Below are 21,328 nucleotides of genomic sequence, written 5' to 3'. Positions count from 1 at the left end.
CCATCGGAAGGTAGAGCGTGTCCTCTTCCATCTCCGCGCCCGAGGGCATCATCAACCCGCCGATCGACGAGCTTCTCGAGGCCACGGACTCGAAGTACAGCCTCGTGATCTACGCGGCCAAGCGGGCCCGCCAGATCAACGCGTACTACTCGCAGCTCGGCGAGGGCCTCCTCGAGTACGTCGGTCCGCTCGTCGACACCCACGTCCACGAGAAGCCGCTCTCGATCGCCCTGCGCGAGATCAACGCGGGGCTGCTGACGTCCGAGGCCATCGAAGGCCCGGCGCAGTAACACCCGGCGGTACTATTTTCAGCCTCGCGCTGACTTTTCCACAGGCCCGGCAGTCCGACTGTCGGGCCTGTGGTGTGTGATGGGTCGTACGCGTGGTCCGAGCGCGTTATCCGAGCCGGGGAGAGACGGTGGACAAGCCCAAGGTCGTCCTGGGGGTCAGCGGCGGTATCGCCGCGTACAAGGCCTGCGAGCTGCTGCGCAGGTTCACCGAGTCGGGACACGAGGTCCGGGTCGTCCCCACCGCCTCCGCGCTGCAGTTCGTCGGCGCCGCCACCTGGTCCGCTCTCTCGGGCAACCCGGTGTCCACCGAGGTGTGGGACGACGTCCACCAGGTCCCGCACGTGCGCATCGGCCAGCACGCCGACCTGGTCGTCGTCGCTCCGGCCACCGCGGACATGCTCGCCAAGGCCGCTCACGGACTCGCCGACGACCTCCTCACCAACACCCTGCTCACGGCCCGCTGCCCGGTCGTCTTCGCCCCCGCCATGCACACCGAGATGTGGGAGCACCCCGCCACCCAGGAGAACGTGGCGACGCTGCGTCGTCGCGGTGCCGTCGTCGTCGAACCCGCCGTCGGCCGCCTCACCGGCGTCGACACCGGCAAGGGGCGGCTGCCGGACCCGGGCGAGATCTTCGAGGTGTGCCGACGCGTCCTCGCCCGCGGCGTGGCCGAGCCCGACCTCGCCGGACGGCACGTCGTCGTGAGCGCCGGCGGCACCCGGGAGCCCCTCGACCCGGTCCGCTTCCTCGGCAACCGCTCCTCGGGCAAGCAGGGCTACGCCCTGGCACGCACCGCCGCCGCCCGGGGCGCCCGCGTCACCCTGGTCGCGGCGAACGCCTCGCTGCCGGACCCGGCCGGCGTGGACGTGGTCCCGGTGGGCACCGCCGTGGAACTGCGCGAGGCCGTGCTGAGCGCCGCGGCGGACGCCGACGCCGTGGTCATGGCCGCGGCGGTCGCGGACTTCCGCCCGGCCACGTACGCCACCGGGAAGATCAAGAAGAAGGACGACCGGGAACCCGCGCCGATCACCCTGGTGCGCAACCCGGACATCCTCGCGGAGATCGCCGCGGACCGGGCCCGCCCGGGACAGGTGGTCGTCGGTTTCGCCGCCGAGACCGACGACGTCCTCGCCAACGGACGGGCCAAGCTGAAGCGCAAGGGCTGCGACCTCCTCGTGGTGAACGAGGTGGGGGAGCGCAAGACCTTCGGCTCCGAGGAGAACGAGGCCGTGGTCCTCGGCGCCGACGGCAGCGAGACCCCGGTGGCGCACGGCCCGAAGGAAGCACTGGCCGAAACCGTGTGGGACCTCGTGGCCGAACGGCTCGGCTGAATGACTCATTCATTCCACGGTCCTCGCGAAGCCCGCGCATTCGAGCGTGGCGCCCCTGGCCATCGGCGCTCCGTTCTGGGCAGAATGCCCGTGCCGCAGGTCACAGCCCTCCCGAGAGCTGAGACGGGTGGGTCCGCGGCCGAGTGCGACCGATAAACTGTTCTCGGACGTCGCCGGGTGCAGCTCCCCGTGCCGTCCACCAATGATCAGCCAGCAGCCGCTGCAACCCCAGGGAGCGTTGTGTCCCGTCGCCTTTTCACCTCGGAGTCCGTGACCGAAGGTCACCCCGACAAGATCGCTGACCAGATCAGCGACACCATTCTCGACGCGCTTCTGCGTGAGGACCCGACCTCCCGGGTCGCCGTCGAAACCCTGATCACCACCGGTCTGGTGCACGTGGCCGGTGAGGTCACCACCAAGGCCTACGCGGACATCGCCACGCTGGTCCGCGGCAAGATCCTGGAGATCGGCTACGACTCCTCGAAGAAGGGCTTCGACGGCGCCTCCTGCGGCGTCTCGGTCTCGATCGGCGCCCAGTCCCCGGACATCGCGCAGGGCGTCGACACGGCCTACGAGAACCGGGTCGAGGGCGACGAGGACGAGCTGGACCGGCAGGGCGCCGGCGACCAGGGCCTGATGTTCGGCTACGCGTCCGACGAGACGCCGACGCTGATGCCGCTGCCGGTCTTCCTGGCGCACCGCCTGTCCAAGCGCCTGTCCGAGGTCCGCAAGAACGGGACGATCCCGTACCTGCGTCCGGACGGCAAGACACAGGTCACCATCGAGTACGACGGCGACAAGGCGGTCCGACTTGACACAGTCGTCGTCTCGTCGCAGCACGCGAGCGACATTGACCTGGAATCGCTGCTCGCCCCCGACATCAAGGAGTTCGTCGTCGAGCCGGAGCTGAAGGCGCTTCTGGACGACGGCATCAAGCTCGACACGGAGAACTACCGTCTCCTGGTCAACCCCACCGGTCGTTTCGAGATCGGCGGCCCGATGGGCGACGCCGGTCTGACCGGCCGCAAGATCATCATCGACACCTACGGCGGCATGGCACGCCACGGCGGCGGCGCCTTCTCGGGCAAGGACCCGTCCAAGGTCGACCGCTCCGCCGCGTACGCGATGCGCTGGGTCGCCAAGAACGTCGTCGCCGCGGGTCTCGCCGCCCGCTGCGAGGTCCAGGTCGCCTACGCCATCGGCAAGGCCGAGCCGGTCGGTCTGTTCGTGGAGACCTTCGGCACCGCCAAGATCGACGCGGAGAAGATCGAGAAGGCGATCGACGAGGTCTTCGACCTCCGTCCGGCCGCCATCATCCGCGACCTCGACCTGCTCCGCCCGATCTACGCCCAGACCGCCGCGTACGGCCACTTCGGCCGTGAGCTTCCCGACTTCACCTGGGAGCGCACGGACCGCGTGGACGCGCTGCGTCAGGCGGCGGGGCTGTAAGGCTCCCGCCCGACGGCCATACGGCGAGGCCCGGTGCCCCCTCGGCGGGGACACCGGGCCTCGGTGCGTCCGGCACCGGGGCTGACGGCGCCTGCGGGGTGTGGATGGGCCTTGCGGGCTGGGCGGCGCCTGCCGGGTCCTGGGCGGCGCCTGGGGGCCTGGGCGGCGCACGCGGGGTCTGAGTGGGCCTGCGCGGGGCTTGGACGGCGCTCGGGGGGGCCTGGACGCGCACGCGAGGCCTGCACGGTGCTTGTCGGGCCTGGACGGAGGCTGTGGGGCCTGGAACGGGCTGTGGGGCCTGGGACGGAGGCTGTCGGGTCTGGACGGAACCTGTGGGGCCCGGGCTGCGTCCGCCCTGCGAGCGCAGTCCGGACCGCGACCGAGTCGTACCGCTCGGGCTCCCCAGGGCTCCGGTGCCGTCGTCCGCGGGGCGGAGGCGACCGGCGAGCTGGGGTGGCCCGCGGCACGGACGCACCGTGGCCGCGGGCGAACGACCGGGGGCCCGGGCCCGTCCTCGTTGTCAGTGGTCTTTGGTAAGAATGCAGGCGTGAGCAGCGAGAACGAACCGTCGGGCGGCGGCGCGCAGGACGCGCCGCCCGAGCAGCTCGCGCTCATCCGGGAGAGCGTGCGCCGGGCGAAGGCGCCGCGGGCCAAGCCGCGGACCTGGCGCGGAGCCGCGCTCGCCAAGGACCGGCCCGTCGCCCGGGTGCTCGTCGACAAGGGCGTACTCCACCTCGACCGGTACTTCGACTACGCCGTCCCCGAGGAGCTGGACGCCGACGCCCAGCCCGGTGTGCGGGTGCGGGTGCGCTTCGGGGCCGGACGCCACCGGGTGCGGGACGGGCGGCGTGAGGGCGGGGGGCTCATCGACGGCTTTCTGATCGAGCGGCTCGCCGAGTCCGACTACTCGGGGCCCCTGGCCGCCCTGGCGCAGGTCGTGTCGCCCGAGCGGGTGCTCGACGAGGAGCTGCTGGGACTCGCGCGGGCGGTCGCCGACCGGTACGCGGGCAGCCTCGCCGACGTGCTGCAGCTCGCCGTACCGCCGCGCAACGCGCGCGCCGAGAAGCGGACCTCGCCGGAGCCGATGCCCCCGCCACCGGTGCCCGCGCCGGGCCCCTGGACGCGGTACGAGCAGGGCGCCGCCTTCGTCGCGGCCCTCGCCGCCGGAGGCGCGCCGCGCGCGGTGTGGAACGCCCTGCCCGGCCCGCAGTGGAGCGAGGAGCTGGCCCGGGCCGTCGCGGCGACGCTGGCCTCCGGGCGCGGCGCGCTCGTCGTCCTGCCGGACGGACGGGCCGTCGCCCGCGCGGACGCCGCGCTGACCGCCCTGCTGGGTGAGGGACGGCACGCGGTGCTCACCGCCGACGCCGGGCCCGAGAAGCGGTACGCGCAGTGGCTGGCGGTGCGCCGAGGCGCGGTCCGGGCGGTCATCGGGACGCGCGCCGCCATGTTCGCGCCGGTGCGGGACCTCGGTCTGGTCGCCCTGTGGGACGACGGCGACGACAGCCACAGCGAGCCCCACGCCCCGCAGCCGCACGCGCGTGACGTGCTGCTGCTGCGTGCCGCCCAGGACCGTTGTGCGTTCCTGCTGGGCGCCTGGAGCTGCACGGTGGAGGCCGCCCAGCTCGTGGAGAGCGGCTGGGCCCGGCCCCTGGTCGCCGCGCGGGAGCAGGTGCGGTCCGCCGCCCCGCTCGTACGGACCGTGGGTGACGGGGATCTGGCGCGTGACGAGGCGGCGCGGGCCGCGCGGCTGCCGACCCTCGCCTGGCAGGTCGTCCGGGACGGACTGCGGCAGGGACCGGTGCTCGTGCAGGTGCCCCGGCGGGGTTACGTACCGAGGATGGCGTGTGCCGCCTGCCGGACGCCCGCGCGGTGCCGGCACTGCTCGGGGCCGCTGGAGGGCCAGGAGTCCGGGGCCGCGCTGCGCTGTGGATGGTGCGGGCGCGAGGAGGGCGGCTGGCACTGCCCGGAGTGCGGGGCGTTCCGGCTGCGCGCGCAGGTGGTGGGGGCGCGGCGCACGGCCGAGGAGCTGGGACGGGCGTTCCCGGCCGTGCCGGTGCGGACCTCGGGGCGCGAGCACGTGCTGGACACCGTGTCCGAGGCTCCCGCCCTGGTCGTGAGCACCCCGGGCGCCGAGCCCGTCGCCGAGGGCGGCTACGCGGCGGCCCTGCTGCTCGACGGCTGGGCGATGCTCGGACGGCCCGACCTGCGCGCCGGTGAGGACGCGCTGCGGCGCTGGCTGGCCGCCGCCGCGCTGGTGCGGCCGCAGGGCGCCGGGGGCACCGTCGTCGCGGTCGCCGAGCCGACCCTGCGGCCGGTGCAGGCCCTGGTGCGCTGGGACCCCGTCGGCCATGCGGTGCGGGAGCTGGCCGAGCGGGCCGAGCTGGGTTTTCCGCCGGTGTCCCGGATGGCGTCCGTGGCGGGTCCGCCCGACGCGGTGGCCGGTTTCCTGCGTGCCGTGGAGCTGCCGGGCGAGGCCGAGGTACTGGGCCCGGTGCCGCTGCCGGTGACGTCCGCGGGGCGCCCCCGGCGGGCGGGCGACCCGCCGCCGGGGGAGCAGTGGGAGCGCGCGCTGGTCCGGGTGCCGCCGGGGCGCGGCGCTGCGCTGGCGGGTGCGCTGAAGGCCGCTCAGGCGGCCCGCATGGCGCGGGGCGGCGAGACGGCGGTATGGGTGCGGATCGATCCGCCCGACATCGGGTGAGACGGGCCCGGCGGGGGGCGCCGGTGACGCAGGCCCCGCGGTGGCGTGGGTGGAATGGGCCTGGCGGGGGCGTGGGTGAGGCGGCCTCGGCGGAGGCGCGGATGAGGCAGGCCCCAGCGGAGGTGGGGGTGAGGCGGACCCGGCGAAGGCGTGGGCGCGTGCGCGTGTCCTCGCGCCAGGCGGGCGGTTGGGGAGCGGTCGGACGGAGGCCCACCGCCCTCCGAGTACAACGGGAGGGCAGTGGGCCGGCGGGTCCTCGCGGTCAGCCGTTGCGCGGCCCGGGGAAGGTGGTCGGCCGGACGTCCTCGCGCAGGGCCGGACTGCCCGCGGTCGGCTGGGTCGGCATGGACCGGGCTGCCGGGACCGTGGGCACCGTGGGCAGGGCGGAGCCCACGTTGACCGTGCGGGCGCCCGCCGGCTCCGGTGCGTGTTCGGGGGCCTCGGCGGCGGGCGCGGTCTGGGCCGTGGCGCGGCGGGAGCCGTAGCGGCGGTGCACCGCCTGCTTGGTGACACCGAGCGCGGAGCCCACCGCGTCCCACGAGAAGCCGAGCGAGCGGTCGAAGTCCACGGCTGCCGTGACCAGTGTCTCGACGCTGTCCCGCAGCTCCTGGGCGAGACGGACGGTCGGTGCGGGGGCTCGTCCGTAGACGACGAAGCCCGTGGAGGGGCCGGAACGGCGCGGACGGTAGACGTTGCCCAGCTGGGCGGTGAGGGTGCGCAGTGCGTCCACCTGCCGGCGGACCCGCTCGATGTCCCGCACCAGCAAGTGCAGGCTGGCCCGAGCCTGGGCGTCGTGGGTTGCGTGGTCGGCCATGAACAAGCCTCTCGAACCGGCGTTGAAAGGGATCGGGCCGCGCGGGCGGTCCGGTGTGGTCAACTCTTCCTTGACCAACGCGTGGGCGCTCCGCTGGTCACGGGGTGGGGGCGTGGCGGCATATGCGTGCGCCCGGTCGAACGGGGCGTGCGCCTCGGCCGATGACCGGCCGCCGGTGTCCTTCTCTCCCGCCCGCGCACCCGTCGTTTCCGGGCGGTCGAGAGGCCGGGCCCCGCCGCGGGGGTGTGCCGCCGTCGGCGGCTGCCGGTCGCCCCCGGGCTCGTAGACTGGTGCGTCGCCCGCACCCGCCCCCGCCCGAGAGGCCCGTCCCACCCATGAAGCTCGTCTTCGCCGGCACCCCCGAGGTCGCCGTCCCCGCCCTGGACGCCCTGATCGCCTCCGGGCGCCACGAGGTGGCCGCCGTCGTCACGCGGCCCGACGCTCCGGCGGGGCGTGGGCGCCGGATGGTCGCCTCGCCCGTGGCCGAGCGGGCGGAGGAGGCCGGGATCGAGGTGCTCAAGCCTGCGAAGCCGCGCGACCCCGCCTTCCTGGAGCGGCTGCGCGAGATCGCGCCCGACTGCTGCCCGGTCGTCGCCTACGGTGCCCTGCTGCCCCGCGTCGCCCTCGACGTGCCCGCGCGCGGCTGGGTCAACCTGCACTTCTCGCTGCTGCCCGCCTGGCGCGGCGCCGCCCCCGTGCAGCACTCGCTCATGGCGGGCGACGAGATCACCGGCGCGTCCACCTTCCTGATCGAGGAGGGCCTCGACTCCGGTCCCGTCTACGGGACGGTCACCGAGACCGTCCGCCCCACCGACACCAGCGGCGACCTGCTGACCCGGCTCGCCTTCGCCGGCGCCGGACTGCTCGCGGCCACCATGGACGGCATCGAGGACGGCAGCCTGGAGGCGGTGCCGCAGCCGGCCGACGGGGTGACCCTGGCCCCGAAGATCACCGTCGAGGACGCGCGGGTCGACTGGGCGGCCCCGGCGCTGCGTGTGGACCGGGTGGTGCGCGGCTGCACCCCGGCCCCCGGCGCCTGGACCACCTTCCGGGGCGAGCGGCTCAAGCTCGTGCAGGCCGTGCCCGTGGCCGACCGGACCGACCTCGCCCCCGGCCGGCTCGCCGCCGGCAAGAACAACGTGTACGTCGGCACCGGCTCGTACGCCGTCGAGCTGCTCTGGGTGCAGCCGCAGGGCAAGAAGCCGATGCGGGCCGCCGACTGGGCACGCGGGGTGCGGATCGCCGAGGGCGAGTCGCTCGGCGGCTGACCCGGCCTCCGCACCACCGTTCACCGGCCCGACGTACGCTGGTGAACGCACTTCATCCCACACCCGGAGCACCTTTTTCGTGAGCGAGCAGCCTCGTCGTCCCCGCAAGCCCGGCAAGCCGTACCGCAGGCCCCAGAAGGACCCCGTCCGCCTCCTCGCCTTCGAGGCGCTCAGGGCCGTGGACGAGCGGGACGCGTACGCCAACCTCGTCCTGCCGCCGCTGCTGCGCAAGGCGCGGGAACGGGACGAAGGCTTCGACGCCCGGGACGCGGCGCTCGCCACCGAGCTGGTGTACGGGACGCTGCGCCGGCAGGGGACCTACGACGCGATCATCGCCGCCTGCGTCGACCGGCCGCTGCGCGAGGTCGACCCGCCCGTACTGGACGTGCTCAGCCTCGGCGCCCACCAGCTGCTCGGAACCCGGATCCCGAGCCACGCCGCCGTGTCGGCCTCCGTGGAGCTGGCACGGGTCGTGCTCGGCGACGGGCGGGCCAAGTTCGTCAACGCCGTGCTGCGGAAGGTCGCGCGGGACGACCTCGACGGGTGGCTGGAGCGGGTCGCTCCGCCCTACGACGAGGACCCCGAGGACCACCTCGCCGTCGTGCACGCCCATCCGCGCTGGGTCGTCTCCGCGCTGTGGGACTCGCTCGGCGGCGGCCGGGCGGGCATCGAGGAACTGCTGGCCGCGGACAACGAGCGGCCCGAGGTGACGCTCGTCGCCCGTCCGGGACGCGCCACGGCCGAAGAGCTGCTCGGCGAGGAGGCCGCGGTGCCCGGCCGCTGGTCGCCGTACGCCGTGCGACTGAGCGAGGGCGGCGAGCCGGGGGCCGTCGAGGCCGTACGGGAGAACCGGGCCGGCGTGCAGGACGAGGGCAGTCAGCTCGTCGCGCTCGCCCTCGCGAACGCGCCCCTGGACGGGCCGGACCGCCGCTGGCTGGACGGATGCGCCGGACCCGGCGGCAAGGCGGCGCTCCTCGGGGCCCTGGCCGCCGAACGCGGTGCGTTCCTGCTCGCCTCGGAGAAGCAGCCGCACCGGGCCGGGCTGGTGGCCAAGGCACTGGACGGCAATCCGGGGCCGTACCAGGTCATCACCGCCGACGGCACCCGTCCGGCGTGGCGCCCCGGCAGCTTCGACCGCGTCCTGGTCGACGTGCCGTGCACCGGGCTCGGTGCCCTGCGCCGCCGTCCCGAGGCGCGCTGGCGGCGCCGTCCCGAGGACCTGGACGGCTTCGCCCCGCTCCAGCGCGGGCTGCTGAGCAGCGCCCTGAAGGCGGTACGGGTGGGCGGAGTCGTCGGCTACGCGACCTGTTCGCCGCACCTCGCCGAGACCCGTGCCGTCGTCGCCGACGCACTCAAGCGGCATCCGGACACCGAGCTGCTCGACGCCCGCCCGCTGCTGCCCGGCGTACCGGACCTGGGCGACGGCCCCGACATCCAGCTCTGGCCGCACCTGCACGGGACCGACGCGATGTACCTGGCGCTGATCCGCCGGACCGCCTGAGGGGACCGGACGGGACGCGGGGCCCGCGCGGGCGAGCGCCTCCGTCCGGGACCGATGCCCCCCACCCCCACGGGGCATGGCAGTCTTGGGGCATGGCCGCGCAGATCAACCCCAGCATCCTGTCCGCCGACTTCGCCCGCCTCGCGGACGAGGCCAAGGCGGTGGAGGGAGCCGACTGGCTCCACGTCGACGTCATGGACAACCATTTCGTCCCCAACCTCACGCTCGGCGTGCCGGTCGTGGAGTCGCTGGCCCGGGCGACGGACACCCCGCTGGACTGCCACCTGATGATCGAGGCGCCGGACCGGTGGGCGCCGCAGTACGTGGAGGCGGGCGCCGGCTCGGTCACCTTCCACGTCGAGGCGGCCGCCGCGCCGGTGCGGCTCGCCCGCGAGATCCGGGCCAAGGGGGCCCGCGCGTCCATGGCGCTGAAGCCCGCGACGCCGATCGAGCCGTACGAGGATCTGCTGCCCGAGCTGGACATGCTGCTGGTCATGACGGTTGAGCCGGGCTTCGGGGGGCAGGCGTTCCTCGACATCATGCTCCCGAAGATCCGGCGCACGCGTGAGCTGATCGAGAAGCATGGACTGGAGCTCTGGCTCCAGGTCGACGGCGGGGTGTCGGCGTCGACGATCGAGCGGTGCGCCGAGGCCGGCGCGGACGTCTTCGTCGCGGGTTCCGCCGTGTACGGGGCATCGGACCCGGCCGAGGCGGTACGTGCACTGCGCACGCAGGCCGAGGCGGCGACCGCCAAGGCGTCCTGGGCGTGCGACCACTGAGGAACAGAACGTGAACGGCTCCCATCAGGGCTGATCAAGTGCGCCGAATCTGCAAGGATGAACGGCGTATCCAGAGTGTGAACAGCAGTGAGGAGATCGCCGTGTCGGGTATGTCGGCGGGCCGTTCAGCCATGCGGATGGGACCCGCTGAGCTGGTCCAGGCGGCGGCCATGGCCCGCCGCTTCTACCTCGAGGGCAAGTCCAAGATCCAGATCGCGGAGGAGTTCGGCGTCAGCCGCTTCAAGGTGGCCCGGGTCCTGGAGACCGCCCTCGAGCGGGACCTTGTACGAATCGAGATCCGGGTGCCGGCCGAGCTGGACGCGGAGCGCTCGGACGCCCTGCGGGCCCGCTACGGCCTCAGGCACGCCGTCGTGGTGGAGTCCCCGGCCGACGCCGAGGAGACGCCCGACCCGGAGAACCTGGGCGAGGTGGCCGCCGACCTGCTCGGCGAGCTGGTCAACGAGGGCGATGTGCTGGGCCTGGCCTGGGGCCGGTCCACCATCCACATGGCGGCGGCCCTGGACCGGCTGCCGCCGTGCACGGTGGTGCAGCTGACCGGCGTGTACGACGCCGGGACCGCCGAGCGCGGCTCGGTCGAGGCGGTGCGCCGCGCGGCCCAGGTGTCGGGCGGCGACGCGCATCCCATCTACGCGCCGATGCTGCTGCCGGACGCGGCCACCGCCGAGGCGCTGCGCCACCAGACCGGGATCGCCCGGGCCTTCGAGTACTTCGACAAGGTCACGGTCGCCTGCGTCTCCATCGGCTCCTGGGAGCCGGGCATCTCGACGGTGCACGACATGCTCAGCGACGAGGAGCGCGCGCACTACGCCTCGCTCGGCGTCGCCGCCGAGATGTCCGCGCACCTCTTCGACGCCGAGGGGCGCCGGGTCGGGCGGGACCTGGGGGAGCGGTGCATCACGGTCAAGGCCGACCAGCTTCGCCACATCCCCGAGGTCGTGGCGATCGCGGGCGGCCAGCGCAAGGCGGCGGCCATCGACGCGGTGCTGCGCTCCGGGCTGGTCACCAGCCTGGTGACGGACACGTCGGCCGCGGACTACCTGATGACGGCGGGCTCCGCGCCGAAGTCGACGCTCAACCGGACGGACCCGGACGGCGTCTGAGGGACGGCGTCCTCCGGGCGACTGGACGGGCTACCGGAGCGACGGGACGGGCTCTCGGGCGACGGAGCGACGAGCGTCGGGACGGGCACTCGGACGACGAGTGACGCACAGGCACGCGGACGACGGAGGGAAGGGCACGGCATGACGGAGGATCCCGCGGGGCGGCTCGTGGTCACGCTGGACCTCGACGGGGTCACGGACAAGGCGGGCCTGATGGACCGCTGCGCCCGTGACCTGGCCCTGCCCGACTGGTTCGGCCGGAACTGGGACGCGCTCGCCGACTCCCTGGCCGACCCCTCGGTCTGGCCCGGGGAAGCTGCGGAGCGGGGGCTGGTCCTCGTCGTACGGGGCTGGCGGGCGTACGCCGAGGCACGGCCGGACGAGTGGGCCGTAGCGGAGGAGGTCTTCGCGGAGGCGACGGACCGCGGTCCGGGACTCTTCGTGACCCTCGGGCCTGGAGGATCCTCCAAGGAGGTCGCTGACCAGCCTGGATGATCTGCCCGGGGGTTGTCGGCCATCGTCCGTGGGACAATGAAGTACGTGCTCTTTCCCCCTGGCTGACCTGTCCGGGGGCCACCTCTGATCGACTGGGATGTGCAGCACGTGCGTTTCCTGAATGACATCCAGCCCTCGTACGACCTGACGTACGACGACGTGTTCATGGTGCCGAGCCGCTCCGCCGTCGGCTCCCGGCAGGGCGTGGACCTCGGCTCCCCGGACGGCACGGGCACCACCATCCCGCTGGTCGTCGCCAACATGACCGCCATCGCGGGCCGCCGGATGGCCGAGACGGTGGCCCGGCGCGGTGGCCTCGTGGTCATCCCGCAGGACATTCCGATCGAGGTCGTCACCGACGTCGTCACCTGGGTGAAGAGCCGGCACCACGTCCTGGACACCCCGATCGTGCTGGCCCCGCACCAGACCGTCGCCGACGCGCTGTCCCTGCTGCCCAAGCGGGCGCACAACGCCGGTGTCGTCGTCGACGAGGACAACCGGCCGGTGGGCGTGGTCACGGACGCCGACCTGTCCGGCGTGGACCGCTTCACGCAGCTCGAGGAGGTCATGTCCAAGGACCTGATCCTCATCGACGCCGACCTGGACCCGCGCGAGGCCTTCAACACGCTCGATGCCGCCAACCGCCGCTACGCGCCCGCCGTGGACAAGGACGGCCGCCTGGCCGGCATCCTCACCCGCAAGGGCGCCCTGCGCGCCACCCTCTACACCCCGGCCCTCGACGCGAACGGCAAGCTCCGCATCGCCGCCGCCGTCGGTATCAACGGCGACGTCGCGGGCAAGGCGAAGCAGCTGCTGGACGCGGGTGTGGACACCCTCGTCATCGACACCGCGCACGGCCACCAGGAGTCGATGATCGGCGCGGTCAAGCTGGTGCGCGACCTCGACCCGCGGGTTCCGATCGTCGCGGGCAACATCGTCTCCGCCGAGGGTGTGCGCGACCTGATCGAGGCGGGCGCCGACATCATCAAGGTCGGCGTGGGCCCCGGCGCCATGTGCACCACCCGCATGATGACCGGCGTCGGCCGGCCGCAGTTCTCCGCCGTCCTGGAGTGCGCCGCCGAGGCGAAGAAGTACGGCAAGCACGTGTGGGCCGACGGCGGTATCCGCCACCCCCGCGACGTGGCGATGGCCCTCGCGGCCGGCGCGTCCAACGTCATGGTCGGGTCCTGGTTCGCGGGCACGTACGAGTCCCCGGGCGACCTCCAGCACGACGCCAACGGCCGCCCCTACAAGGAGTCGTTCGGCATGGCCTCCGCCCGCGCGGTGCGCAACCGCACCTCGGAGGAGTCGGCGTACGACCGGGCCCGCAAGGCGCTGTTCGAGGAGGGCATCTCGACCTCCCGGATGTTCCTCGACCCGACCCGTCCCGGCGTCGAGGACCTGATCGACTCGATCATCGCCGGTGTCCGCTCCTCGTGCACCTACGCCGGCGCCGGCTCCCTGGAGGAGTTCGCCGAGAAGGCGATCGTCGGCATCCAGAGCGCCGCCGGATACGCCGAGGGCAAGCCGCTGCACGCCAGCTGGAGCTGAGCGCGCGGAGACCTCCGTACGGCCCTGACCGTCCCCGGGAAGCGGGCGGCCGGGGCCGTGCCTCGTTCAGCCCGTACGCCGTGGTTCGGCCGGTACGTGGTTCAGCCCGTACGTCGTTCGGTCCGGATCCTGACCGGGGCCCGGACCTCGTCCGTCCTCCTCCGCCCGTACGCCGTCCTGTCCGTGCGCCATCCTCTCCGGACGGCGGCTGACCAGGGGCGACGCGCCGCTCGAAGATCGCTGTACGCAGCCCCTCACGAGCCCTCGCGCAACGAACACGCGCCGCGCCCCGGTGAACGCAACGATCGTCCGGGGACGCGCAAGGTTGCTGCATTACCCGGGCACCGCACCGCTCGTAGTGTTCTGCGCTGTACGTGGCGTGGCGGGAACCCCGCTCGGTGGGTTCCCGCTCCTTCACGGGGCGCCCGCCGTTCCCCGCCGCTCCAGAGACCCGCCGGGAGCCCGACCGCTCGTCACCGGCGGAGCGACCGGCAGCGACAAAGGAGTCAACGCGTGCTCGACCAAGGCGCACCCCCGCACCACGACGCATCGGCCGGCCCCACGTCCCCGGGCCTGGCCGCGCGCCTCATGCGCCGCAAACCCGTGGAACGGCTGGTCGCCGAGGGCGGCCAGGGCGAGGGCGGCACACTGCGCCGCTCCCTCGGCCTGTGGCAGCTCACGATGATCAGCATCGGCGCCACCCTCGGCACCGGCATCTTCGTCGTCCTCGGCGAGGCCGTCCCCAAGGCCGGGCCCGCCGTCACGCTCTCCTTCGTCATCGCCGGCCTCACGGCGCTCTTCTCCGCCCTGTCCTACGCCGAACTGGCGGGCACCATCCCGGTCGCCGGGTCCTCGTACTCGTACGCCTACGCGACGATGGGCGAGCTGATCGCCTGGATCTGCGGCTGGTGTCTGGTCCTGGAGTACGGCGTGTCGGTCGCCGCCGTCGCCGTCGGCTGGGGCGAGTACCTCAACGAGCTCCTCGACGGCACCATCGGTGTCACCATCCCGGCCGCGCTGTCGGCCCCGCCGGGCGACGGCGGCGTCTTCAACCTGCCCGCGCTGATCGTGGTGCTCCTCGCCATGACGTTCCTGCTGGGCGGCGCCCGCGAGTCGGCCCGCGCCAACACGATCATGGTCGTCGTCAAGATCGCGGCGCTGGTGCTGTTCTGCGCGATCGGCGTGCAGGGCTTCCGCTCCGGCAACTACGAGAACTTCATGCCGCTCGGCATGGCCGGGGTGAGCGCGGCCGGCGCGACGCTGTTCTTCTCGTACATCGGCTTCGACGCCGCCTCCACCGCCGGCGAGGAGGCGAAGAACGCCCAGCGCGACCTGCCCCGCGCGATCATGCTGTCCCTCGTCATCGTGACGGTGCTCTACGTCCTCGTCGCGGCCGTCGCCGTCGGTGCCCGCCCTTGGCGCACCTTCACCGACTCCGAGGCCTCCCTCGCCCAGATCATGGCCGACGTCACCGGGCAGGACTTCTGGGGCACCCTGCTGGCGTTCTGCGCCGTCGTCGCCATCGCCAGCGTCGTCCTGACCGTGCTCTACGGCCAGACCCGCGTCCTGTTCGCCATGTCCCGCGACGGACTGGTGCCGAAGGTGTTCTCCCGGGTCCACCCGAAGACCGGCGCGCCCCGCGCCAACACGCTGATCGTCTCCCTGTTCTGCGGTGTCCTGGCCGCCGCGATTCCGCTCGGGCAGCTCGCCGACGCCACCAGCATCGGCACCCTCTTCGCCTTCGCCCTGGTCAACGTGGCCGTCGTGGTCCTGCGCCGCACCCGCCCGGACATGCGCCGCACCTTCCGGGTACCGCTGTCTCCGGTCCTGCCGGCGCTGGGCTTCGCCCTCTGCGTCTGGATGATGGGCAGCCTGTCCACCGTCACCTGGGTGGTCTTCGGTGTCTGGATGGCCGTGGGGCTCGTGTTCTACTTCGTGTACGGCCACCGGCGTTCCCGGCTGGCCGCACCGGACACCGTGACACCAGAAGTGAAGTGAACCACCCGCAGTGCTGAACGATCTCGACGAACGCATCGTGCACGCCCTCGCCGAGGACGCCCGCCGTTCCTACGCGGACATCGGGCAGTCGGTCGGCCTGTCCGCGCCCGCCGTCAAACGGCGCGTGGACCGGCTGCGCGCCACCGGAGCCATCACCGGATTCACCGTACGGGTGGACCCCGCCGCGCTCGGCTGGGAGACCGAGGGGTTCGTCGAGATCTTCTGCCGCCGCAACACCTCGCCGGAGACCATCCAGCGGGGCCTGGAGCGCTACCAGGAGGTCGTCGCCGCCTCCACCGTCACCGGGGACGCGGACGCGGTCGCCCAGGTCTTCGCCTCCGACATGCGGCACTTCGAACGGGTCCTGGAGCGGATCGCCGGGGAGCCGTTCGTCGAACGGACCAAGTCCGTGCTGGTGCTCTCGCCGCTGCTCCGGCGCTTCTCGTCCGGGTCGCCGACCTGACCGCCCGGCCTGATCGCCCGGCGTGACCGCCCGGTCTGGGTGCCCGGTCTGGCGCGCGACCTGGGCGCGCGACCTGATCGGCCGACCGCCTGACCGGGTCCGGGTCACCCGGCTAGCATCGGTGTCATGACCTGGCGACATTGATCCCCCAGCCGTGCCTGCCCCCGAGGGCCGCCTCGGACGCCGTACCCCCGGTGTCCGAACCGCCCCCTCGGGAAGGCCTCATGACTCTCTCACCCGAGCGTGTCCCCGTCACCGCCGGTACCCGGCGGCTGTCGCGCACGCTGTACGCCTCCGCGTTCTGCGACGACTTCGTCCTGCTCTACCCGGTGTACGCGCTGCTGTTCAGCGACACCGGTCTGTCCGTCTGGCAGATCTCCTCCCTGTTCGCCCTGTGGTCGCTCACCGGCGTCGTCCTGGAGGTGCCCTCCGGTGCCTGGGCCGACGCCACCTCACGGCGGAGGCTGCTGGTCCTCGGCCCGCTGCTCACCGCGGCCGGCTTCGCCCTGTGGGTGCTCGTGCCCTCCTACGGCGCCTTCGCGCTCGGCTTCGTCCTGTGGGGCGCCGGCGGCGCGCTCGGCTCCGGAGCGCTGGAGGCGCTGGTCTACGACGAACTCGACCGGGACGGCGCCGCCGACCGGTACGCCCGGGTGATGGGGCGGGCCCGCGCGGTGGGCATCGCCGCGACGATGGCCGCGATGGGCCTGGCCGGCCCGGTCTTCTCCTGGGGCGGCTACCAAGCGGTGGGCGCGGCGAGCGTGCTGGTCTGCCTGGCCGGAGCGGCCGTGGCGACCCGCTTCCCCGAGCGCCGCACACCGCCCGCCGCCGGCGGCCACTGGGCCGCCACCCTGCGCGCCGGCCTCGCCGAAGCCCGCGGCGACCGCTCCGTGCGGGGCGCGCTGCTGCTCGTGCCGGCGGTGACCTCGGTGTGGGGCGCGCTCGACGAGTACACGCCGCTGCTGGTGCGGGACACCGGCGTGGCCCAGGAGACCGTCCCCTGGCTGCTGCTGGTGGTCTGGGCCGGCGCCACGGCCGGCAGCCTGCTGGCCGGCCCCGCCGAACGCCTGACCACGACCGGGTTCGCCGCCCTGCTCACCGGCTCCGCGCTCGCCCTGGCGGTGGGCGCCGCCGCCGGCACCCCGGGCGCCGTGGTCCTGGTCGCGCTGGCGTTCGGCGGCTTCCAGCTGGCGACCGTGCTGGCCGACGCCCGCCTCCAGCGACGCATCGAGGACACCGGACGGGCCACGCTGACGTCGGTCGCGGGCCTCGGTGCGGAGCTGGGCACCCTCGCCACCTTCGCCGCCTACGCGGCGACGGCCACGGCGACCGGGCACGCCACCGCGTTCGCCTGGTCCGCGGTGCCGTACCTGCTGACGGCGCTGCTGCTGGCGACGGCCGCCCGTGCCGCGGCCGCCGGGGCACGATCCTGAAGCCGCCGGTCCCCTTCCTGACCTCCTCGAAGGGGCCGACGGCACAGCCCCGGGGCGGCTCGCCCCCCCGGGGGCTGCCCGTGGAGGCCCGGCGGCGGCCGGGCCGGTCGTCGCGCCCGAGGCTCGCGGACCGTGCCGCCACCGACCCCGCCCGCCCCCCCGCCGGGCAGCTCGGAGTCGGTGACGACTCCGTGGACGACGGACACGGCACCGCCGGTCGCGAGGCGGTAGGTGTCGGGCTTCGCCCGGGCACCCTCGGCCAAGCGCCTCCGCCACGGTGCGGGGAACGGGCGCGCTCCGCACCGTCGGGAGAGCATCCGGTGCCCCGCGCGCCGGGTGCCCCGCGGGCCGGGTGCTCCGCCGTCGAGCGGCCCGTTCGGAGGCCCGGCGTGCGAGGCGCGCAACGAATCGCCGCCGGGCGCCGAGCGGACGCAACGAACCGCTCACCGGCGCGCAACGGCTCCTGCTTGTCCGGGCGAGACCGCCGACCGTACCGTCTATCTGGCCCCCCGACCCCCTCCCACCGGTGAGGATCACGCATGCGCACCGCCCTGCTCCAGAGCTCCGGCCGGCCCGGCTCCACCGCCGAGAACCTCAAGGTCCTCGACGAGGCCGCGGGCCGGGCCGCCGCCGCGGGCTCCGGGCTGCTGGTCACCGCCGAGCTGTTCCTCACCGGGTACGCGATCGGCGACGCCGTCGCCGCCCTCGCCGAGCCCGCCGACGGCGACGCGGCCGACGCCGTCGCCGAGATCGCCGGGCGCCACGGCCTCGCCGTCGCGTACGGCTACCCGGAGCGGGCCGGCGCGGACGTGTTCAACTCCGTCCAGCTGATCTCCGCCGACGGCACCCGCCTGGCCAACTACCGCAAGACCCACCTCTTCGGCTGCTTCGAGCGCGACCACTTCACGCCCGGCGAGCGGTCCGTCGTCCAGGCCGAGCTCGACGGGGTCACCGTCGGCCTGATGATCTGCTACGACGTGGAGTTCCCGGAGAACGTGCGCGCGCACGCCCTGGCCGGCACCGACCTGCTGCTCGTCCCGACCGCGCAGATGCACCCGTTCCAGTTCGTCGCCGAGTCCGTCGTGCCGGTGCGGGCCTTCGAGAACCAGATGTACGTGGCGTACGTCAACCGCGTCGGCCAGGAGGGCGAGTACGAGTTCGTCGGGCTGTCCGCGCTCGCCGGACCCGACGGGACCGTCCGCGGCCGGGCCGGGCGCGCCGAGGAACTGGTCCTCGCCGACGTCGACCCGGTCCTCCTCGCCGCCTCCCGCGAGGCCAACCCGTACCTGAAGGACCGCCGCCCCGGTCTCTACGGGGCCCTCGTCTGAGTCCCGCGCGCCGAGCCCTCACCCCCGTTCCACCTGTGCAAGGAGTCCGTACCCCATGACGTCCACCGTGCCCAACGCGATCGAGCACGCAGACGAGCAGCAGCCGCCGATCACCATGTTCGGTCCGGACTTCCCGTACGCGTACGACGACTTCCTCGCCCACCCGGCCGGTCTCGGCCAGATACCCGCGACCGAGCACGGCAGCGAGGTCGCGATCATCGGCGGCGGCATGTCCGGCATCGTGGCCGCCTACGAGCTGATGAAGATGGGCCTCAAGCCCGTCGTCTACGAGGCCGACCGGATCGGGGGGCGCCTGCGCACCGTCGGCTTCGAGGGGTGTGACCCGTCCCTGACCGCCGAGATGGGCGCGATGCGCTTCCCGCCGTCCTCCACCGCCCTCCAGCACTACATCGACCTGGTGGGACTGGAGACCCGCGCGTTCCCCAACCCCCTCGCCGAGGCGACACCCTCCACCGTCGTGGACCTCAAGGGCGAGTCGCACTACGCCGAGACCCTCGACGACCTGCCGCAGGTCTACCGTGACGTGGCCGACGCCTGGGCCAGGTGCCTCGAGGAGGGCGCCGACTTCTCCGACATGAACCGCGCCCTGCGCGAGCGCGACGTCCCGCGCATCCGCGAGATCTGGGCGAAGCTGGTCGAGAAGCTCGACAACCAGACCTTCTACGGCTTCCTCTGCGACTCCGAGGCCTTCAAGTCCTTCCGGCACCGCGAGATCTTCGGCCAGGTCGGCTTCGGCACCGGCGGCTGGGACACCGACTTCCCCAACTCCATCCTGGAGATCCTCCGTGTCGTCTACACCGAGGCCGACGACCACCACCGCGGCATCGTCGGCGGCTCCCAGCAGCTGCCGCTCAGGCTCTGGGAGCGCGAGCCGGAGAAGATCGTCCACTGGCCGTACGGCACCTCGCTGCAGTCCCTGCACGTGAACGGCGAGCCCCGCCCGGCCGTGACCCGGCTGACCCGCACCGCCGGCAACCGGATCACCGTGACCGACGCCGACGGCGACATCCGCACCTACCGGGCGGCGATCTTCACCGCCCAGTCCTGGATGCTGCTCTCCAAGATCGACTGCGACGACTCGCTCTTCCCGATCGACCACTGGACCGCGATCGAGCGGACCCACTACATGGAGAGCTCCAAGCTCTTCGTCCCCGTGGACCGCCCGTTCTGGCTCGACAAGGCCGTCGACGACAACGGGGAGCCGACCGGGCGGGACGTCATGTCGATGACGCTCACCGACCGCATGACCCGCGGCACCTACCTCCTGGACGACGGTCCGGACAGGCCCGCCGTCATCTGCCTCTCCTACACCTGGTGCGACGACAGCCTGAAGTGGCTGCCGCTGTCCGCAGGCGAGCGGATGGAGGTCATGCTGAAGTCGCTCGGCGAGATCTACCCGAAGGTCGACATCAGGAAGCACATCATCGGCAACCCGGTGACGGTCTCCTGGGAGAACGAGCCCTACTTCATGGGCGCCTTCAAGGCCAACCTGCCCGGACACTACCGGTACCAGCGGCGCCTGTTCACCCACTTCATGCAGGAGGACCTGCCCGAGGACAAGCGGGGCATCTTCCTCGCCGGCGACGACATCTCCTGGACGGCGGGCTGGGCCGAGGGAGCCGTCCAGACCGCCCTGAACGCCGTCTGGGGAGTCATGCACCACTTCGGCGGGACGACCGACGCGACCAACCCCGGCCCGGGCGACGTCTACGACGAGATCGCGCCCGTCGAGCTCCCCGAGGACTAGCCCGGCCCTCCGGGGCCGGCGCAGCCAGGGAGAGACCAGCAGGGGGGAGACCTAGACCCCGGCCGCCCTGGCCTTCTCGTAGACCTCGGCGGCCACGTCCTTCAGCTCCTCGGCGTCCCGCGCGGAACCCTGGAGGTCGACGAGGATCTCGTCGAGCCCGATCCCGGCGTGGGCGGCGAGGTCCTCGACGATCTGGTCGACGCTGCCGTGGAAGGGGCGGCGGCCGGCGCCCGCGGGGGCCGACGCGCGGTGGCGGGCGTTGGCCCGCAGCACCGTGCGGATCGGCTCCGTACGCCCCCGCTCCTCCGCCAGCTCCCGCAGCTGCCGCCACTGGGCGGCCACGGCCTCGACACCCGTGCCCGCGGGCAGCCAGCCGTCGGCGTGGTCGACGAGCCGGCGCCGGGCCTTCCCGCTGCTCGCCGCCAGCAGGATCGGGACGGGCCTGACGGGCTTGGGACCGACGACCGCGGACGCGATCTTCGTGAGGTCGCCGTCGTACACCACCGGGTCCGGGCCCCAGACCGCGCGGCACACCGCGATCAGCTCGTCCAGAGCCCGCCCGCGTTCGGCGAAGGGGCGGACCGAGGCCGCCGCGTACTCGTCGTGGGACCAGCCCGTGCCGAAGCCCGCGACCACCCGGCCGCCGCTCGCCGCGTCCAGCGAGGCCAGCGCCCTGGCCAGCTGGAACGGGATGTGCAGCGGGGCGACGAGCACACTGGTGCCCAGCTCCGCCCGCTCGGTGGCCGCGGCGGCGAGGGTCAGGGTCACCAGCGGCTCCGCCACGTTCCGGTACTCGTCCGGCCAGGGCAGGCCCTCGACGCCGTACAGCCCCTGGGTGGCGGGCTCGGGGAAGAGCGCCCGCTCGAAGACCCACAGGCTGTCGTAGCCCGTCCGTTCCGCCGCGCGGGCCACGTCGGGGACGTCCTTGCCGAGGTCGTACTGCCGCATCTGGGGGAGGCCGAGTCCGAGCCGGGTCGCCATGTCCGGGTGCTCCTTCGCGGTCGGGGTGCGAGGCTGCTGAAAGGTGCAACGTGCAGTGATCGT

General features: G+C 73.5%; 17 protein-coding genes. 15 read left to right on the top strand and 2 right to left on the bottom strand.

Annotated features, from left to right (window positions below; genetic code table 11):
• The first annotated feature begins 17 nt into the window (after positions 1–17).
• From rpoZ to SAM23877_RS07030, 4 genes are all read left to right on the top strand, one after another.
• On the top strand, positions 18–290 hold the full coding sequence (gene rpoZ, locus SAM23877_RS07045) for a DNA-directed RNA polymerase subunit omega (protein ID WP_003977348.1): 273 nt from the start codon (positions 18–20) through the stop codon (positions 288–290).
• Positions 291–418: 128 nt separating this feature from the next.
• Entirely contained in the window at positions 419–1,621 is a 1,203-nt protein-coding gene (gene coaBC, locus SAM23877_RS07040; RefSeq protein ID WP_053127986.1) for a bifunctional phosphopantothenoylcysteine decarboxylase/phosphopantothenate--cysteine ligase CoaBC, read from the top strand.
• 240 nt (positions 1,622–1,861) lie between these two features.
• Positions 1,862–3,070 (top strand): methionine adenosyltransferase, encoded by a 1,209-nt coding sequence (metK, locus tag SAM23877_RS07035; RefSeq protein ID WP_030973159.1) that lies wholly within the window; start codon positions 1,862–1,864, stop codon positions 3,068–3,070.
• A 547-nt stretch (positions 3,071–3,617) separates the two neighbouring features.
• Positions 3,618–5,768, top strand: a complete 2,151-nt coding sequence (locus SAM23877_RS07030; RefSeq protein ID WP_053127984.1) for a primosomal protein N' — start codon at positions 3,618–3,620, stop codon at positions 5,766–5,768.
• 262 nt (positions 5,769–6,030) lie between these two features.
• Here the strand turns inward: SAM23877_RS07030 and SAM23877_RS07025 are convergent, their stop codons facing one another.
• Positions 6,031–6,582: a hypothetical protein gene (locus SAM23877_RS07025; RefSeq protein ID WP_053142242.1), complete on the bottom strand. Its 552-nt coding sequence runs from the start codon at positions 6,580–6,582 to the stop codon at positions 6,031–6,033.
• 335 nt (positions 6,583–6,917) lie between these two features.
• Between SAM23877_RS07025 and fmt the strand changes: the two genes are divergently transcribed.
• The 11 genes from fmt (at position 6,918) to SAM23877_RS06970 (ending at position 20,284) form a co-directional block, all read left to right on the top strand.
• Entirely contained in the window at positions 6,918–7,850 is a 933-nt protein-coding gene (gene fmt, locus SAM23877_RS07020; protein WP_053127982.1) for a methionyl-tRNA formyltransferase, read from the top strand.
• 79 nt (positions 7,851–7,929) lie between these two features.
• Positions 7,930–9,351: an RsmB/NOP family class I SAM-dependent RNA methyltransferase gene (locus tag SAM23877_RS07015; RefSeq protein WP_053127980.1), complete on the top strand. Its 1,422-nt coding sequence runs from the start codon at positions 7,930–7,932 to the stop codon at positions 9,349–9,351.
• Between the two features lie 92 nt (positions 9,352–9,443).
• Positions 9,444–10,130 (top strand): ribulose-phosphate 3-epimerase, encoded by a 687-nt coding sequence (gene rpe, locus SAM23877_RS07010; protein ID WP_053127977.1) that lies wholly within the window; start codon positions 9,444–9,446, stop codon positions 10,128–10,130.
• A gap of 77 nt (positions 10,131–10,207) precedes the next feature.
• Positions 10,208–11,251 (top strand): sugar-binding transcriptional regulator, encoded by a 1,044-nt coding sequence (locus SAM23877_RS07005; RefSeq protein ID WP_053127975.1) that lies wholly within the window; start codon positions 10,208–10,210, stop codon positions 11,249–11,251.
• A 141-nt stretch (positions 11,252–11,392) separates the two neighbouring features.
• Positions 11,393–11,746, top strand: coding sequence for a barstar family protein (locus SAM23877_RS07000; RefSeq protein ID WP_053127973.1), 354 nt, complete (start codon positions 11,393–11,395; stop codon positions 11,744–11,746).
• A gap of 108 nt (positions 11,747–11,854) precedes the next feature.
• Positions 11,855–13,297 carry a GuaB1 family IMP dehydrogenase-related protein gene (locus SAM23877_RS06995; RefSeq protein ID WP_053142241.1) on the top strand — a complete coding sequence of 481 codons (1,443 nt, stop codon included), beginning with the start codon at positions 11,855–11,857 and terminating at the stop codon, positions 13,295–13,297.
• 513 nt (positions 13,298–13,810) lie between these two features.
• Positions 13,811–15,295: an amino acid permease gene (locus SAM23877_RS06990; RefSeq protein ID WP_053127971.1), complete on the top strand. Its 1,485-nt coding sequence runs from the start codon at positions 13,811–13,813 to the stop codon at positions 15,293–15,295.
• Positions 15,296–15,305: 10 nt separating this feature from the next.
• A complete protein-coding gene (locus tag SAM23877_RS06985; protein ID WP_003977367.1) occupies positions 15,306–15,758 on the top strand; it encodes an Lrp/AsnC family transcriptional regulator in 453 nt (150 codons plus the stop codon).
• A gap of 224 nt (positions 15,759–15,982) precedes the next feature.
• Positions 15,983–17,188: an MFS transporter gene (locus SAM23877_RS06980; RefSeq protein WP_053127969.1), complete on the top strand. Its 1,206-nt coding sequence runs from the start codon at positions 15,983–15,985 to the stop codon at positions 17,186–17,188.
• A gap of 539 nt (positions 17,189–17,727) precedes the next feature.
• Entirely contained in the window at positions 17,728–18,516 is a 789-nt protein-coding gene (locus SAM23877_RS06975) for a carbon-nitrogen hydrolase family protein (RefSeq protein ID WP_053127967.1), read from the top strand.
• A gap of 55 nt (positions 18,517–18,571) precedes the next feature.
• Entirely contained in the window at positions 18,572–20,284 is a 1,713-nt protein-coding gene (locus SAM23877_RS06970; protein WP_053127965.1) for a flavin monoamine oxidase family protein, read from the top strand.
• Between the two features lie 51 nt (positions 20,285–20,335).
• Here SAM23877_RS06970 and SAM23877_RS06965 read toward each other — a convergent pair whose 3' ends face one another.
• Positions 20,336–21,265 carry an LLM class F420-dependent oxidoreductase gene (locus SAM23877_RS06965; protein ID WP_053127963.1) on the bottom strand — a complete coding sequence of 310 codons (930 nt, stop codon included), beginning with the start codon at positions 21,263–21,265 and terminating at the stop codon, positions 20,336–20,338.
• Between the last annotated feature and the right edge of the window lie 63 nt (positions 21,266–21,328).

Origin of the sequence: Streptomyces ambofaciens ATCC 23877, from assembly GCF_001267885.1 — a bacterium.
Taxonomy (GTDB): Bacteria; Actinomycetota; Actinomycetes; order Streptomycetales; family Streptomycetaceae; genus Streptomyces; species Streptomyces ambofaciens.
The sequence above is the reverse complement of the archived record's forward strand: the minus strand, read 5'-3'. Positions and strand labels throughout refer to the sequence as shown.

Coding starts and splice junctions, on each gene's coding strand:
- SAM23877_RS07025 (WP_053142242.1), bottom strand. CDS start 6,582: ATGGCCGACCACGCAACCCACGACGCCCAGGCTCGGGCCAGCCTGCAC.
- fmt (WP_053127982.1), top strand. CDS start 6,918: ATGAAGCTCGTCTTCGCCGGCACCCCCGAGGTCGCCGTCCCCGCCCTG.
- rpe (WP_053127977.1), top strand. CDS start 9,444: ATGGCCGCGCAGATCAACCCCAGCATCCTGTCCGCCGACTTCGCCCGC.
- SAM23877_RS07000 (WP_053127973.1), top strand. CDS start 11,393: ATGACGGAGGATCCCGCGGGGCGGCTCGTGGTCACGCTGGACCTCGAC.
- SAM23877_RS06980 (WP_053127969.1), top strand. CDS start 15,983: ATGACTCTCTCACCCGAGCGTGTCCCCGTCACCGCCGGTACCCGGCGG.
- SAM23877_RS06975 (WP_053127967.1), top strand. CDS start 17,728: ATGCGCACCGCCCTGCTCCAGAGCTCCGGCCGGCCCGGCTCCACCGCC.
- SAM23877_RS06970 (WP_053127965.1), top strand. CDS start 18,572: ATGACGTCCACCGTGCCCAACGCGATCGAGCACGCAGACGAGCAGCAG.
- SAM23877_RS06965 (WP_053127963.1), bottom strand. CDS start 21,265: ATGGCGACCCGGCTCGGACTCGGCCTCCCCCAGATGCGGCAGTACGAC.